12 protein-coding genes are annotated in these 14,991 nt (G+C 71.6%); 5 read left to right on the top strand and 7 right to left on the bottom strand.

The features are described 5' to 3' along the window. Positions 1-35: 35 nt before the first annotated feature. The 4 genes from cydC to AB0F15_RS29890 form a co-directional block, all read right to left on the bottom strand. On the bottom strand, positions 36-3,254 hold the full coding sequence (gene cydC, locus AB0F15_RS29875; protein ID WP_360277347.1) for a thiol reductant ABC exporter subunit CydC: 3,219 nt from the start codon (positions 3,252-3,254) through the stop codon (positions 36-38). Next, a complete protein-coding gene (gene cydB / locus AB0F15_RS29880; RefSeq protein ID WP_360277350.1) occupies positions 3,251-4,258 on the bottom strand; it encodes a cytochrome d ubiquinol oxidase subunit II in 1,008 nt (335 codons plus the stop codon). Before cydB ends, cydC begins: the two co-directional genes overlap by 4 nt. A gap of 114 nt (positions 4,259-4,372) precedes the next feature. Then, positions 4,373-5,848, bottom strand: a complete 1,476-nt coding sequence (locus AB0F15_RS29885; RefSeq protein ID WP_360277353.1) for a cytochrome ubiquinol oxidase subunit I — start codon at positions 5,846-5,848, stop codon at positions 4,373-4,375. 79 nt (positions 5,849-5,927) lie between these two features. Beyond that, positions 5,928-6,887: a S41 family peptidase gene (locus tag AB0F15_RS29890; protein ID WP_360277356.1), complete on the bottom strand. Its 960-nt coding sequence runs from the start codon at positions 6,885-6,887 to the stop codon at positions 5,928-5,930. A 187-nt stretch (positions 6,888-7,074) separates the two neighbouring features. Here AB0F15_RS29890 and AB0F15_RS29895 point away from each other — a divergent pair, with 187 nt between their 5' ends. Continuing rightward, positions 7,075-7,662, top strand: coding sequence for a TMEM165/GDT1 family protein (locus AB0F15_RS29895; RefSeq protein WP_360277447.1), 588 nt, complete (start codon positions 7,075-7,077; stop codon positions 7,660-7,662). A gap of 56 nt (positions 7,663-7,718) precedes the next feature. Continuing rightward, positions 7,719-8,366: a DUF998 domain-containing protein gene (locus AB0F15_RS29900; protein ID WP_360277359.1), complete on the top strand. Its 648-nt coding sequence runs from the start codon at positions 7,719-7,721 to the stop codon at positions 8,364-8,366. Here AB0F15_RS29900 and AB0F15_RS29905 read toward each other — a convergent pair. Together AB0F15_RS29905 and AB0F15_RS29910 are read right to left on the bottom strand one after the other, a co-directional pair. Beyond that, entirely contained in the window at positions 8,363-9,004 is a 642-nt protein-coding gene (locus tag AB0F15_RS29905) for a helix-turn-helix domain-containing protein (protein WP_360277361.1), read from the bottom strand. The two genes, AB0F15_RS29900 and AB0F15_RS29905, sit on opposite strands and share 4 nt — an antisense overlap. Beyond that, a complete protein-coding gene (locus tag AB0F15_RS29910; RefSeq protein ID WP_360277450.1) occupies positions 9,001-9,855 on the bottom strand; it encodes a hypothetical protein in 855 nt (284 codons plus the stop codon). The genes AB0F15_RS29905 and AB0F15_RS29910 overlap by 4 nt, the downstream gene beginning before the upstream one ends. Positions 9,856-9,940: 85 nt before the next feature. Here AB0F15_RS29910 and AB0F15_RS29915 point away from each other — a divergent pair, with 85 nt between their 5' ends. From AB0F15_RS29915 to AB0F15_RS29925, 3 genes are all read left to right on the top strand, one after another. Then, entirely contained in the window at positions 9,941-11,113 is a 1,173-nt protein-coding gene (locus AB0F15_RS29915; protein WP_360277364.1) for a homogentisate 1,2-dioxygenase domain-containing protein, read from the top strand. An 80-nt stretch (positions 11,114-11,193) separates the two neighbouring features. Further along, positions 11,194-13,002: a substrate-binding and VWA domain-containing protein gene (locus tag AB0F15_RS29920; RefSeq protein WP_360277367.1), complete on the top strand. Its 1,809-nt coding sequence runs from the start codon at positions 11,194-11,196 to the stop codon at positions 13,000-13,002. Between the two features lie 12 nt (positions 13,003-13,014). Further along, positions 13,015-13,752 (top strand): hypothetical protein, encoded by a 738-nt coding sequence (locus AB0F15_RS29925; protein ID WP_360277369.1) that lies wholly within the window; start codon positions 13,015-13,017, stop codon positions 13,750-13,752. Here AB0F15_RS29925 and AB0F15_RS29930 read toward each other — a convergent pair. Further along, positions 13,749-14,963, bottom strand: coding sequence for an MFS transporter (locus AB0F15_RS29930; protein ID WP_360277372.1), 1,215 nt, complete (start codon positions 14,961-14,963; stop codon positions 13,749-13,751). The two genes, AB0F15_RS29925 and AB0F15_RS29930, sit on opposite strands and share 4 nt — an antisense overlap. Positions 14,964-14,991: the final 28 nt, after the last annotated feature.

A 14,991-nucleotide genomic window follows, 5' to 3' on the forward strand; every position in this document is an offset into this window, starting at 1 on the left:
CGGGGGCGGGGCGGCAAGGACACAGCGGGAATCGATCACGGGACCGGCACCCTCGTCACCACCCGGCCGTCGCGGACCTCGAGGACCACGTCCGCGCCCGCGGCCTCCTCGGCGAGGTGGGTCACGTGCACCACCGTCCGGCCCGCCAGCGCCTCGCGCAGGTGTGCGCGCACCGCCTGCGCCGTCGGCTCGTCGAGGTGGGCCGTGGGCTCGTCCAGCAGCACCAGTCCCGCCGACGGCGCGCCGAGCAGCGCCCGCGCCAACGCCACCCGCTGTGCCTGGCCGCCGGACAGTCCGCTGCCGCCGCTGCCGAGCACCGTCTCCGGCGGGACGTCGGGGAGCGCGGCCTGGCGCAGTGCCTCGCGCAGCTCGGCGTCGGTCGCCGCCGGGCGGGCCACCCTCAGGTTCTCGGCGACCGTCGTCGCCGCGAGCATCGGCTCCTGCGGTGCCCACGCCACCTCGTCCGGGACGGCGACCGCGCCGCTGCGGGGCGCGAGAAATCCCAGCAACGCGGCGACGAGCGTCGACTTGCCCGCCCCGCTCGGCCCGACCACCGCGGCGTACGTGCCCGGCGCCAGTTCCACGTCGACGTCGTGCAGCACCACCGGTCCGTCCGGCCAGCCGAAGTCCGCTCCACGCAGGGCGACCGTCGTCTCCGAAACCGGCGAAAACGGCTCTTCCGGCACGTCGGCCAACCGGCGACGAGCGCGCTGCAGCGTGTCCCAGTGCTGGGCCACCGGCGGGAGCAGCGCCAAGACCTCCGCCAGCGCGAGCGGCACCAGCGCCGGCAGCGGCGCCATGACCGGATCGAGCTGCCCGCGCGCGACGGCCTGGGCCGTGAGCGCCGTGCTGACGACCGCCGCCGCTCCGCACACCAGCGTGACCAGCGCTTCGGCCGCGCCCGCACCGAAAGCCTGCCGACGCGCTTGCGTGACCAAGCGGGTGTCGGCGGCCGCGAGGGCGCGCCGGTGATCCGCATCCCTCCCGAAGGCGAGCAGCTCGGCCGCCGCTTCGAAAACGACGAGCACCCGCGAGGCCACTTCGCGACGGCCGTCCGCGAGCGCCGACGTCGCCCGCCGTTCGGCGTGCAGGGCGACCCACGGCGCGCACAACCCGAGCGCCACCGCCGCCGCGAGCGTCAAGCCGGCCGCGGGCAGCACCGACGTCTGCACGGCGATCGCCCCGGCCGCGACCAGCGCCACCACCAGCGGCGGGGACACCACACGAGGCAGGAGGTCGCGCACGGTGTCGACGTCGGCGACCAATCGGCGTTGTCCCTCGCCCGCGCGCAGGCTCCGGGCGGGCCCCAGGCGAACCAGCGAGGTCCACAGCCGGACCCGGACGCGGCCGGCGATGCGGAACGCGGCGTCGTGCGTGACCAGCCGCTCGACGTACCTGAGGCCCGCGCGGCCGAGCCCGAACGCGCGGACGCCGACCACCGCGACCGTCAGGGTCAGGATCGGGGGCTGCTGGGACGCCCTGGCGATGAGCCAGCCCGACGTCGCCGTCAGCGCCACCCCGGCCAGCAGCGCGAGCGCGCCCAGCGCGGCGCCGCCGAAGAGCCGTCCGTCCAGGAGCGCGCGCCACCCCAGCGGCGCGCCGGGAGCGTCCACTGTGGACGTCTGGGGCGCCGTCGGGCCGTCGGACGGCAGGTCGACCGCCGCCGTGCGCTCGTGGGCCGCGATGATCGCCGCGGCGCCGTTGCCGACGGCGCGCCGCACCGCGTCGAGCACCAGCCGCACGCCGGCTTCGTCGAGGTGCGCGGTCGGCTCGTCGAGCAACAGCAGCCAAGCGCCGTTGCGCACCCGGTGCAGCGCACGGGCGACGGCGACTCGCTGACGTTGGCCCAGCGACAGCCGGGAAACCGGCCGGTCCCCGAGCCCGGCCAGGCCGAGTTCGGCGAGCACCGCGTCGGAGCCTGCTTCCTCGCGGGCCGTGCCGCCGGCGAACACCGGCGACTGCGGTACCCACGCGACCTGTTCGCGCCAGCGCGCGAGGTCGGCGTCGGCCAGATTCGCCGAGCCGACCGTGATGGCGCCGTCGTGCACCGGTACGAAGCCGAGCAACGCCGAGAGCGTCGTCGACTTGCCGCCGCCGCTCGGGGCGCGGAGCCAGACCGTCTCGCCGGGCCGGACCGCGAACGAATCGCCGTCCGGCGTGAACCCGCCGCGGCGCGCCACCCGGAGGGAAGACACCCGCAGCTCACCCGGCGCCGGGATCGCGGTTCCCTCGGCACGCACCGGGAGAGCCAGCAGGTCGGCGACGCGCCGGACCGCTTCGACGCCGTCCTCGCTGGCGTGGAACGCGGCGCCGACCGCGCGCAGCGGCTGGTAGCACTCCGGCGCGAGGATCAGCACGCCGAGGCCGATGGCCAGCGGCAAGTGGCCGCCCGCGAGCCGGACCCCGATCACAACCGCGACGAGCGCCACCGACAGCGTCGCGATCAGCTCGAGCACGAACGCCGAAGAAAAAGCGACTTTCAACGTCTTGAGCGTCGCGCGGCGGTGACGTTCGGACAGCCGGCGGACCGTCTCAGCCTGCGCAGCGGCCCGGCGGAACGCGGTCAGCACGGGCAGCACCCGAACCAGTTCCAGGAGCCGTTCGGACATCCGGTGCGTCGCGTCGGTCGCGCCGGCGACGCGGTCGGCGGTGGACTTGCCGACAAGAATGGCGAACACCGGCAGCAGCGGCACGGTCAGCGCGACGATCACGCCGGACGGCCAGTCGGCGAACAGGATCGCCACGCCGGCGCCGAGCGGCACGACGGCCGCCGTCACCAGGGCGGGAAGGTATTCGCGGAAGTAGGCGTCGAGCGCGTCGAGGCCGCGGGTGGTGAGCGCGGTCAGCTCGCCGTGGCCGCGCCGGGCGATCCACTCGGGGCCCAGGCGCAGGGCGTGGCCGACGGCCTGCGCCCGCAGTTCACGCTGCGCCGTCGCGGCCGCGCGGGCGGAAACCGTGCGCACCGCCCAGCCGGTCAGCGCGCGCGTCGCGACGAGCGCGAGCAGCACGGCCAGCTGGGCGGTGCGTCCCCCGGAACCTGCTCCGACGATCGCCGCGAGGACGTCGGCGAGCAGGAACGCCTGCGCCACCAGCGCGGCGGCGTGGAGGAACGACAGGAAGCCCACCAGGGCCAGCGCCCGGCGCACGGCAGGCACGAGGGCCGGCAGCGCGCCGAGCGGACCCTTTCCCGGGCGCGCCGAGTCCACTGTGGACTCCGAGGCGGGAAGAGGAGCGCGTCCGGGAAAGTTTGTCATGGCGCATGCACCGCGGGGATGTGCTGAGTACCGATGCGCTTGCGGAACACCCAGTACGTCCAGCCCTGGTAGATCAGCACCGCGGGCGCACCGAAGAGGGCCACCCACGTCATCACGGTCAGCGTGTACGGGCTCGACGCGGCGCCCGCGATGGTGAGGGTGTTGGCCGCGTCGAGGGTCGACGGCAGGACGTTCGGGAAGAGCGAGCCGAACATCGTGACGGCGGCTCCCGCGATGACCACGCCGAGCGCGGCGAACGCCTGCCCGTCGCGGTCGGCGTGCAGCCGCAGCCAGGCGACGACCGCGGCGGCGGCGCTGATCCCGAACGCGAGCAACGTCCACAGCGTCCCGGCGCGCCACTGGACGACCGCGAGGAACGCGACCATCGGCACCATGGCGACCGGCAGCAGCTTCAGCGCCAGGTGACGTGCCCGTTCCCGCAGGTCACCGCTGGTTTTGAGGGCGAGGAACGCGGCGCCGTGGGTGATCGAGAAGGCGGCGATCGCGAGCGCGCCGAGCAGGGTGTCCCAGCGGACGGCGGCGAACGCGGAGCCGACGCGGTTGCCGTCGGCGTCGAGGGGCAGGCCGAGGACGGTGGTGGCGAGGATGAGGCCGACACCCAGCGGCGGGATCCACGAGCCGATCATGATCACCCGGTCCCAGGTGCGCCGCCAGCGCTCGGAGTCGACCTTGCCGCGGTAGTCGAAGGCGACGCCGCGGCCGATGAGGGCGAGCAGCACGAGCAGGAGCGGCAGGTAGGCGGCCGAGAACAGCCCCGCGTACCAGGCCGGGAAGGCAGCGAACGTGGCGCCGGCGGCGACGATGAGCCAGACCTCGTTGCCGTCCCAGACGGGCCCGATGGTGTTGACCATGACGCGGCGCTCGGTGTTGTCGCGCCCGAGCACCGGCAGCAGCATGCCGACGCCGAAGTCGAAGCCTTCGAGGAAGAGGTAGCCGAGCCAGAAGAAGGCGATGACGACGAACCAGCCGGTGGCGAGGGTCATCGGGCACCTCCGGCCGGCCGATGGCCGTGAGTTATCCACAACGAGCGGAGTTGTCCACAGATGTGCTGTGGGTAACTCAGGCGAGTGATTGCATCGGCACTCATCGTCAACACCTCAGTAGGCGAAGGCGAGGGTGTCCTCGCCCGGTTTGTCGGAGTCCGCCGTCGTCTCCGGGGGCATCACCGCGTCGACGCCGCCGCGGATGTACTTGCGCATCAGGTACAGCTCCACCACCCCGAGGGCCGCGTACACGCTCGTCAGCGCGATCAGGGACGTCCACACCTCGCCCGTCGTCACGTGGGAGACCGCCTGGGCGGTGAACATCCACACGCCGTCGACGCCCGAGGGGTTCGGGACGACCACGAACGGCTGACGGCCCATCTCGGTGAAGATCCAGCCGGCGCTGTTGCCCAGGAACGGCGTCGCGATGCCGCCGAGGACCAGCCGGGGGAACCACCGGCTGCCCGGGGTGCGGCCGCGACGGGTCAGCCACAGGGCCAGGACGCCGATGCCCGCCGAAATCGCGCCGAAGCCGATCATCATGCGGAAGCCCCAGTACGTCACCGGGAGGTTGGGCACGTAGTCGATCGGCTTGCCCGCCAGCGAACCCAGCGCCGGGTCGTCCGGGTAGTTCGTGCCGTACTTGGCCTGGTACTCGGTGATCAGGTCCTCGACGCCCTTGACCTCGGTCCTGAAGTCGTTGTGCGCCAGGAACGACAGCAACGCAGGCACGGTGAACGTCTTGACGTCCTCGCAGTTCGACCCCGCGACGTCGCCGATCGCGATGATCGAGAAGCTCGCCGGCTTTTCCGTGTGGCACAACGCTTCCGCCGACGCCATCTTCATCGGCTGCTGCTCGAACATCAGCTTGCCCTGCGTGTCACCGGTGATCGCGAGGACCGCGAACGCCGCCACGCCGACCCAGCCACCCAGCCGCAGCGAGGAACGCCACACATCGGAGTGGTCGCCGCGCCGCCACAGGTGCCAGCCCGCGACGCCCACCAGGAACGCCGCCGCCACCGAGAACGCGCCGGCCAGGGTGTGCGGGATCGCGGCCAGCGCCGTGTTGTTCGTCAGCACCGCCCAGATCGAGTTCATGGTCGGCTTGCCGTTCTCGAACGTCACGCCCACCGGGTGCTGCATCCACGAGTTCGCGGCCAGGATGAAGTACGCCGAAGCCATCGTGGCCAGCGAAAACGCCCACGCGCACGCCAGGTGCACCTTCTTCGGCAGCCGGTCCCAGCCGAAGATCCACAGGCCGAGGAACGTCGATTCGACGAAGAACGCGACGAGCCCCTCCATCGCGAGCGGCGCGCCGAAGACGTCGCCGACGAACCGCGAGTAGGCGCTCCAGTTCATCCCGAACTGGAACTCCTGCACGATCCCGGTCACCACGCCCATGGCGAAGTTGACCAGCAGCAGCTTGCCCCAGAACTTCGTCATCTTCAGGTGCCGCAGCTCGCCGGTGCGGACCCAGCGGGTCTGCATCGCCGCGACCAGGATCGACAACCCGATGGTCAGCGGGACCATCAGGAAGTGGTAGACGGTGGTGATGCCGAACTGCCACCGCGCTAGCTCAAGGACCTCCACGTGGTCCAGCGTGCTCCGGGGCCCCGGCCACAGCCAGATCAACTGGTCCCGTCCGGCACAGGACCAACGTCCTGGGTGACTACAGCTGGTCGAGTGCCGTCCGCGCCTCGTCCGCCACGACCCGCCGCGGACCCTCGTCGCCGAGCTCGAGAACGTGCCGCAGGGCCAGCGCGTACGCGGTTTCGAACGCCTTGTCCGCGGCCACCGGGACGTCCGGAGCCACGCCGACGCCCTCCCAGTTGTCGCCTGCCTTCGGGTCGTACGAACGGGCGATCGACACCGTCACGTCCAGGTAGGTGTCCACTTTGTACTGTTCACGCGGGTGGGCGCCGCCCCGCGTCGCCTCGCCGACGGTCTTCGCGCGTCCCTGCCGCTGCAGCGAGAAGGCGAGGTCCTCGCCACCGGAGAACGTCGAGGGACCGGTGAGCACCCAGATCGGCTTGGTCCCGCCGAACTTCGGGCCCGGGACGTACGGCAGCGTCCACATCTGGGTGACGCTGTCGCCCTCGCGCTCGTAGATGTCGAGGTAGTGGGTCCGCTCGTCGACGAGGTAACTCTGCAGGAACGCGCTCGTGTCGGGCGTGCCGCCGCGATTGCGGCGCACGTCGAGCAGCAGCGCGTCGGCGGACGAGATCAGCGTCATCGCCGCCGAGATCGCCGGCGCCGCGAGGTCGAGCGGGTAGAGCAGGGTCGTGTCGACGTAGCCGACGTTGCCCGGGAGCCGCCGCACCGACGCGATCCCGAAGTTCTCCAGCTCGGCCGCGCGCCGGAAGTCCTCCGACGCGTGCTCCGCGTCACCGTCCTCGGCCACCGGCTCGGCGTGGTGGCGCAGCCGCAGGTGCTTGTCGTCGTTCACCGACTGCAGGTCGGTTGTGACGGCCGTCGCGAATTCCGCGTCCCCCAGGTCCACGTACGCGCCTTCGCCGAGACGCGCGCGAAGCACCTTCCCGAGCTTTGCCGCGACGTCCGGAAAGACGTAGTGGGCTTCCAGTCGGCGGATGACCTCTTCAACCTGCGCAGTACGTGCCTCTGACCCCATGGCGATCAACCTACCGCAGGCCACAACCGAGAATTCGGTGTGCCGAAGAAATTTGTGTGCCACCCCGGTACGTCAAATTCATGACCGCCGATCGGGCAATTTCGCGTTCGCCATCAGCTTGCGGTTTTCCGAAGCACCCCTTTATCGTTGCAGTGAAAGGGGCGAAAGAATACTCATGACTCCCGCTGTGGTGGCGCTGATCAGCGCGTTCGGCCTGGTTCTCGCCGTGGAACTGCCGGACAAGACGCTCGTCGCGACCCTGGTGCTGACCACCCGTTTCCGCGGTTGGCCGGTTTTCGCCGGCGTGTGCGCCGCGTTCGCCGTGCAATGCGTGATCGCGGTCGCGTTCGGCAGTGTGTTGACGCTGTTGCCGGACGTGGTCCTTTCGCTGGTCGTCGCCGCGATGTTCGGCCTCGGCGCTTTTCTGCTCCTTCGCGAGGGATTCAGCGAAGCCGACGAAGCCGGTGACGACGCTTCACGCGTCGGCCCCTCGCCGCTGTCCTTCCTGCGCTCGGCGATGACGTCGTTCGGGGTGCTGTTCGCCGCCGAGTGGGGCGACGCCTCCCAGCTCGCGACGGCGAGCCTCGCCGCCCGGATCGGCAACCCCTTCGCCGTCGGCGTCGGCGCCTTCAGCGCGCTCGTCGTGGTCGCCGGCCTCGCGGTGTTCATCGGCGGGAAGATCCGCAACCGGATCCGACCGAAGCTGATCCAGCGCTGCGCCGGGTTCGCGTTCGCCGGATTCGCGGCGTTCGCCCTGGTCCAGCTGGCCTTCTGACCGCTGCCTCACAGGTTCGCCAGGTAACCTTTCGGAAACGAAAGGGAGAGCGCCAGGTGAACAAGCCAGCGACCGCGGTCTCGCCGCTGCACGGCCGGATCGCGCTCGGCGGCATCGGCCTCGCCGTGGCCATCTCGATCGCGCTGCACTTGCGGCTGTCCGGCCAGGTCAGCCCCGTTTGGCAGACGCTCTCGGAGTACGTCTACGGCAAGTTCGGCACGTCCTCGGCCGCGCCGGTGTTCAGCGTGATGTGCCTGGCCTTGTCCCTTGGCTCGGTGGCGCTGCTCGCCGGCATCGCGAAGGCCCACCGCCGGGGCACCACCGCTGTCTGCGTGCTGCTCGGCGTCTGGTCGGCCGGGCTGCTCGTGTGCGGCCTCGTGCCGGTCGACCCGGACGGGCAGGCGCGTTCGCTGTCCGGACAGGTCCACAACTTCGCCGCGCTCACGGCGTTCGTCGCGCTGCCCGCCGCCGCCTTCGTGCTGACCAGGAAGGGCCGTGAGGGCTGCCCGTGGGAGCCCCGCCGGACGACGATCCGGCGCCTGGCCACAGCGAGCTTCGCCAGCGTGGGGATCGTGCTCGGCGGGTTCGTCCTCACGCTCGTCCTCGGCCCGGCGCACCAGGACGTCACGCTGGGCCTGTTCGAGCGTCTGCTGTTCACGATCGACGTCGCGCTGCTGCTGACGATGGTCCGGCCGCTGCGTTAGCCGTCCGTCTTCAGGATCTCGGTCAGCCGGGCGGCGGCCGCGACGACCTGGGGACCAACCTCGGGCGCCTTCAACGGCTCCAGCGACACGACCCCGACGCTCGCCTTCAGGCCCGGCACCCCGCGCACCGGAGCCGCGACGCCGGACGCGCCCGCCTCCAGCTCACCCGTCGACGTCACCCAGCCGTCGCCGCCCGGGCGCAGGCTCATCGCCTTGCCCGCCGCGCCGGACGTCAGCGAGTGCCGGCTCCCGACGCGGTAAGCGACGTGGAAACTGGTCCACGACGGCTCCACGACGGCCACCGCAAGCGCTTGCGGACCCTGCGCGACCGACAGGTGCGCGGTCGCGCCGACCTTCTCGGCCAGCTCGCGCAGGACCGGCCCGGCGGCGTCACGCAGCTGCGGCAGCACCTGCCCGGCCAGCCGGAGCAGCCCGACGCCGAGCCGGACCTTGGTGCCGTCGCGCCAGACCAGCCCGCGGTCCGACAGCGGCACCAGCAGCCGGTAGACGGCCGCACGGCTGGCCCCGATGGCCACGGCCAGCTCGGAGATGGTCGCCGCGTCGCCGCCGGCATCGGCCACTGCCTGCAGCAGTGCCAAGCCCCGGTCGAGCGTCAGCGACCCCTCCCGGCTGGTCACAGCAAGCCGAGTTCGCCCAGGTCGGCGACCGGCTCCTCGAACGATGCCGCCGCGTACGACGCGAAGAGCGCCCGGACGGCCTTAGCCGCCGGCTCGGACAGTGCCCGGGCTTCGTCGGCCAGCGCCTGGGCGTCGGTCGACTCCAGCGCCGCCCGGACGTCCCCGCCGGCGAGGCTGCGCGCGGAGGCCACGAGCAGGTTCAGGAAGCCGTGGTGCACGAAGCCGGTGCCGGGGTCGGTGTGCCGGACCGCGCGGTGCAGGCTGTTCGTCGCCTTGAACGACGCCCCGCTCGCCCCGCTGACGACGGCGAGGAAGTCCGCCACCTCGTCGACGCTCGGGAAGTTCTCGCCCGCCTTGCCGCCGCAGCGGATCTTTGGCCAGCTGCCGTGCTCGATGACCTTCCGCACGCCGTCCAGCCAGCCGACGCCGCGCCGCGGCTCGACCACGCGGATGACGTCCTCGGGGACGAACTCCGAGACGCGCTCGAGCCACACCTCGTCGACGTCCGACGGCGCCGGCATCTCGACCATCCGCAGCGCCAGCAGCTCGCTGCGCGATTCGACGATCGAGATCGCCTTCGGGACGCCGCCGAGACCGGTGTCGATGATCAGTGAAAGCGGCAGCGGCTGCTTCGGTTTGATCTTGATCAGCTCGGTGATCAGCTCCGGCAGCCGGGACGCCTGGCAGAGGAAAACCCCCAGTACACCGGCGTGTTCCGACCCCCGGCTCGCGAAGTGCGCGCGCAGTGCTTCGGGCATGGCCGCATCGCCCGGAGGGAACAGCGCCGAGTCGTCGACGAGCCTCGCGAACAGAGGAGGAATTCCACGGGGGCCGGGGGGAGTGAGTTCCACAGCGCTTGACACGACTGACACGCTAGTAGCGTACGACATGAGGACAAAATCGTTCGCACAACGGACACGTCAGAAGGGGACGTCGATGCCTTACTACCGGCGAGTAGGCGAGCTTCCGCACAAGCGGCACACCGCGTTCCGGAAGCCGGACGGCGGCCTCTACGCCGAGGAGCTGATGGGCGTCGAGGGCTTCTCCGCCGACTCCGCGCTGCTCTACCACCGCGGGTTGCCGACGGCGATCGTCGACGCCGTCGCGGTCGAGGAGGACCGCGGGTCCCTCACCCCGAACCACCCGCTCAAGCCGCGGGCGTTCCAGACCCAGGACCTCAAGTTCGGCGGCGAAGCCGACGCGGTGACCGACCGGCGGCGGCTGTTCGGCAACGCCGACGTCACCATCGGGTTCGTCGCGGCGACCGCGCCCAGCCCGCTCTACCGCAACGCGGCCGGCGACGAGCTGTTCTACGTCCACGGCGGTTCGGCGACCGTCGAGACGATCTACGGCCGCCTCGAGATCGGCGACGGCGACTACCTCGTGCTCCCGACGTCGTGCACCTACCGCGTCCTCCCCCACGGCGAGGTCAGCCTCTTCACCCTCGAAGCCCGCGGCCACATCGGGCCTCCGAAGCGCTACCTGTCGGCGAAGGGGCAGTTCCTGGAGCACTCGCCGTACTGCGAACGGGACATCCGCGGGCCGGCGGAGCCGCTGCTGGAAGACGGCGAGGACGTCGAGGTGCTCGTGCGGCACCGCGCCGGGCTGACCCGCTACACCTACGCGACGCACCCGTTCGACGTCGTCGGCTGGGACGGCTGCCTCTACCCGTGGGTGTTCAACATCGACGACTTCGAGCCGATCACCGGCCGCGTGCACCAGCCGCCGCCCGTGCACCAGACGTTCGAGGGCCCCAACTTCGTCGTCTGCTCCTTCTGCCCGCGGAAGGTCGACTACCGCGAAGGGGCGATCCCGGTGCCGTACAACCACGCGAACGTCGACTCCGACGAGCTGATGTTCTACGTGCGCGGCAACTACGAGGCCCGGAAGGGCTCGGGGATCGGGATCGGCTCGCTCTCGCTGCACCCGTCCGGCTTCACGCACGGCCCGCAGCCGGGCGCGGCGGAGGCGTCGATCGGCGCGGAGTTCTTCGACGAGACGGCGGTCATGGTCGACACCTTCGCGCCGCTGGAGCTCGGCGAAGCCGCCGACGCGTCCGAAGACTCCGGTTACGCCTGGACGTGGTCTCGCCGCGGCCCTAAGCAATAGTCAAGTTTGCGCAACGCGGCCCCGTCCCCGAACCGCGGCCCGGATAATGGAATTCCGGGTGGCGGATCGGGGAGGGTTCGATGATCAATTCCCAACCAGCACGGCGCAAGAGAAAGATCCTCCCGTTCGTGGCCGCGATCCTGGTCGCCGCCGGCCTGATCATCGGCATCCGGTACTGGACCAGCGGCTCGAGCGACGACGCCGACCAGCCGAAGTGCACGGGCTCGGACGCGATCGCGCTGACCATCGCGTCTTCGCCGGAAAAGGTGGGCATCGTCCAGGAGGCCGCCAAGGCTTACTCCGGCCGGTCGGTCGCCGGGCACTGCGTCGACGTCATCGTGAAGTCGAAGTCGTCCGGCGTGGCGATGCAGGCGCTGGCGAACGGCTGGAACGAGGCCACCGACGGACCGCGCCCGGACGTCTGGACACCGGCCGCGAGCGGCTGGGTCAACCTGCTGCGCGTCAACGCGAAGGGCGATTCGGCGTCGATCGTGCCGGACGGCGACCCGCAGTCGATCGCGAACTCGCCGCTGACCATCGCCATGCCGAAGCCGATGGCCGAAGCGCTGGGCTGGCCGGCGAAGCCGCTCGGCTGGAAGGACATCACGGCGCTGGCCACCGACCCGGCGGGCTGGGCGAAGTACGGCCACCCGGAGTGGGGCAAGTTCCGGCTGGGCAAGACGAACCCGAACATCTCCACCGCGGGACTGAACGCGACCATCGGCGCGTACTACGCGGCCACCGGCACGTCGTCCGACCTCACCGTGGCCGCGCTCGAAAAGCCCGCGGCCAAGCAGTTCGTCTCGAACCTCGAGCAGGCGATCGTGCACTACGGCGACAACACGCTGACGTTCCTGACGAACCTGCAGAAGGCGGACGACCGCGGCGCGGCGCTGTCCTACATCTCGGCGGTTACCGTCGAGGAGAGCTCGCTGATCGGCTACAACCAGGGCAACCCGACGAACGACCCGGCGAAGGTCGGCCAGCACGCGCCGCCGAAGGTGCCGATCGTCGCGATCTACCCGGCGGACGGCACGCTCAACTCCGACCACCCGTTCGTCACGCTGAACTGGGCCGACCAGACCCGCAAGCAGATCGCCGCGGACTTCCTGGGCTACCTTCGCGGCGCGGAGACGCAGGCGAAGTTCGCCGCGCTCGGCTTCCGGTCGTTCGAGGGCAAGCCGGGCCCGCAGGTGACGACCGCCAACGGCGTCCAGCCGGACGCGAAGATCACCTTCCTGCAGCCGCCGTCGCCATCGGTGCTGTCGAAGCTGCTGGCCTCCTGGACCGACCTGCGCAAGAAGGCGAACGTGCTGCTCGTGGTGGACGTCTCGGGCTCGATGGGCGACGAGGTGAAGGGCACCGGCAAGAGCAAGATCGACCTGGCGAAGCAGGCCGCGATCGACTCGCTCGGCCAGTTCGTGCCGCGGGACCAGGTCGGGCTCTGGCAGTTCTCGACCCACCTCGACGGCGACAAGGACTACCAGGAGCTGCTCCCGGTGCAGGCGCTCGGCAGCAGCGGCAAGGAAACCCTGGCGATGCGGCTGAGCGGGCTGACGCCGCAGTCCGGCACGGGGCTGTACGACTCGTCGCTGGCCGCGTACGAGTACATGAACGCCCACCTCGACCCGGCGGCGATCAACGCGGTCGTGGTGCTCACCGACGGCCGCAACGAGGACTCCGGCGGCGTCGACCTCGAGCACCTGGTGTCGCAGCTGCGGCCGGAGGGCAACGCGGAGTCGGTCCGGCTGTTCACCATCGCCTACGGCTCGGACGCCGACCAGAACGTGCTGAAGCAGATCGCCGAGACGACCGCGGGCTCGGAGTACGACTCGTCCAAACCGGACTCGATCAACCAGGTCTTCACCTCCGTGATCTCGAATTTCTGAGATCCTCCGGTGATGAAGTTCGTCCGTGAGCTCGCCCAGCCGTGGGGGCTGCTGCTCGCCGCCACGTCGGCCGGGGTGGCGTGGGCCGTGCAGCTGCCGGTCGTCGCGTCGGCCGGCGTCGGCGTCGCCGTCCTCGCGGCGTGGGCGGGCGTGGCCGTCGCAACCCGCGAGAAGGAGCCTTCACCGCGTGAGGCGCGGGTGCTCGACGTGGCCGCCGGGTCGGCCGAGGAGAACTGGCTGCGCCGGGCCCAGAGCGCGGCCGACGGGTTCGTCTCGCTCAGCGGCTCCCTGAGCGCCGGCCCGCTCGCCGAGCGGGTCGCGGACATGGAGCCGGTGGTCCACGAGACGCTGTCGACGCTCCGCAGCTTGGCCGGCCGCGCGTCGGCAACCGGCCAGGCGCTGGCCCGGGTCGATCTCGACGCCGTCGCGCACGAACGGCGCCGGCTCGACCGCGAGCTGCGCACGGCGAACCCGGAGGTGCGCGGCGACCTCGAACAGGCGCGAGCCGCGGTGCAGGCCCAGGCGGACGTGCACGCACGGCTCTCCGGCGCCCGGGACAAGCTGCTGGCCCAGCTGCAGTCCGGCGCGCTCGGGCTGGACAGCCTGGTGGCGCGGGTCGCGGAGCTGACGGCCGCGACGACGGACATCGCCGTCGACACCGGCGCGGTGCGGGAACTGAGCGACCAGCTGGAAGGCATCCGGCAGGGCGTGCTCGAGACCGAGCAGGCCACCCGGAGGTCGCTGGGTTAGGCGGCGACCGGCGTCCGGTCGTGGCGGGGCAGCAGCAGCGGCGTCACCAGGACCAGCACCCCGGCGATCCCGATCGCCACCCGCGGGCCGGTGAAGCCGGCGAGCAGGCCCCAGATCGCGGTCAGCGCGGCGATCGCCGCCTTGGTGGTCACCGACCACGCCGAGAGCGTCCGCGCGATGCGGTCCGCCGGGAGCTGCTCGAGCCGGTAGGTCGCGAGCACCGGGTTGAACACGCTGCAGCAGGCGATCAGGCCGAATTCGACGACCATGACGTACGCCAGCCCGCCGGGACCGTCCGGCAGGAAGGCCAGCGCGAGCAGCCAGCACGCCCGCAGCGCGCCCGCCGTCAGCAGCACGGGGTGCCGCCCGAACCGGCCGACGAGCCGCGGGGTCAGCCGCGAGCCGGCGAGCCCGCCGAGGCACGGGACGGCGAACGCGAGCCCGTACTGCCACGGCGCGAACCCGAGCTGGTTCAGCATCAGCACGGCGAGCAGCGGCTCGGTCCCCATGATCAGGCCGTTGAACAGCAGGACGTTGCCGAGCAGCGGCCGCAGCACCGGGTGCCGCAGCAGGAAGCGCCACCCGTCGGCCAGGTCACGCACGCGCAGCCGGGCGGTGGCCCGCGGGTGGGGTTCACCGTCGCCGATCGCGCGGATCCCCAGTGCGGAGAGCAGGAAGCTGACGGCGTTGGCGAGCACCGACGTCACCGGCCCGAGCAGCGCGAACGCGGCCCCGCCGAGCGGCGGGCCGAGCGCGGTGGCGGTCCAGTTCGTCGACTCGAACCGGCCGTTGGCCACGAGCAGGTCTTCCGGCGGCACCAGCCCCTTCAGGTAGGCGCCGCCGGCCGACGTGAAGGTGATGTCCGCCGCGGCGACGACCACCGAGACGACGAGCAGCTGGGCGAAGCCCAGCACCCCGAGGGCGTAGGCGGCCGGCACGCTGCTCAGCGCGGCGAACCGGACCAGATCCATGCCCATCAGCACCGGCCGCTTCCGGCGGCGATCGACCCACGGCCCCAGCGGCACGGCCACGAGCGCCCCGACGGCCGGCCCCACGGCGGCGAGCGCCGAGACCGCCACCGGCCCGACGTGCAGCACGAGGATGGCCAGCATGGGGAAGGCCCCGAACCCGAGCCAGGTCCCGAAGGCGCTCACGGCGTAGGCCGACCAAAGCCACCTGAACCGCGGCCCCAGCGACCGCCCGCGCATCACCGGGAGATCAAAGCGAGGAACGCCCTCC

It is taken from the genome of Amycolatopsis sp. NPDC026612 (assembly GCF_040638285.1).
Lineage (GTDB): Bacteria > Actinomycetota > Actinomycetes > Mycobacteriales > Pseudonocardiaceae > Amycolatopsis.

Coding starts and splice junctions, on each gene's coding strand:
- AB0F15_RS29920 (WP_360277367.1), top strand. CDS start 11,194: ATGATCAATTCCCAACCAGCACGGCGCAAGAGAAAGATCCTCCCGTTC.
- AB0F15_RS29890 (WP_360277356.1), bottom strand. CDS start 6,887: ATGGGGTCAGAGGCACGTACTGCGCAGGTTGAAGAGGTCATCCGCCGA.
- AB0F15_RS29915 (WP_360277364.1), top strand. CDS start 9,941: ATGCCTTACTACCGGCGAGTAGGCGAGCTTCCGCACAAGCGGCACACC.
- cydC (WP_360277347.1), bottom strand. CDS start 3,254: ATGACAAACTTTCCCGGACGCGCTCCTCTTCCCGCCTCGGAGTCCACA.
- cydB (WP_360277350.1), bottom strand. CDS start 4,258: ATGACCCTCGCCACCGGCTGGTTCGTCGTCATCGCCTTCTTCTGGCTC.
- AB0F15_RS29925 (WP_360277369.1), top strand. CDS start 13,015: ATGAAGTTCGTCCGTGAGCTCGCCCAGCCGTGGGGGCTGCTGCTCGCC.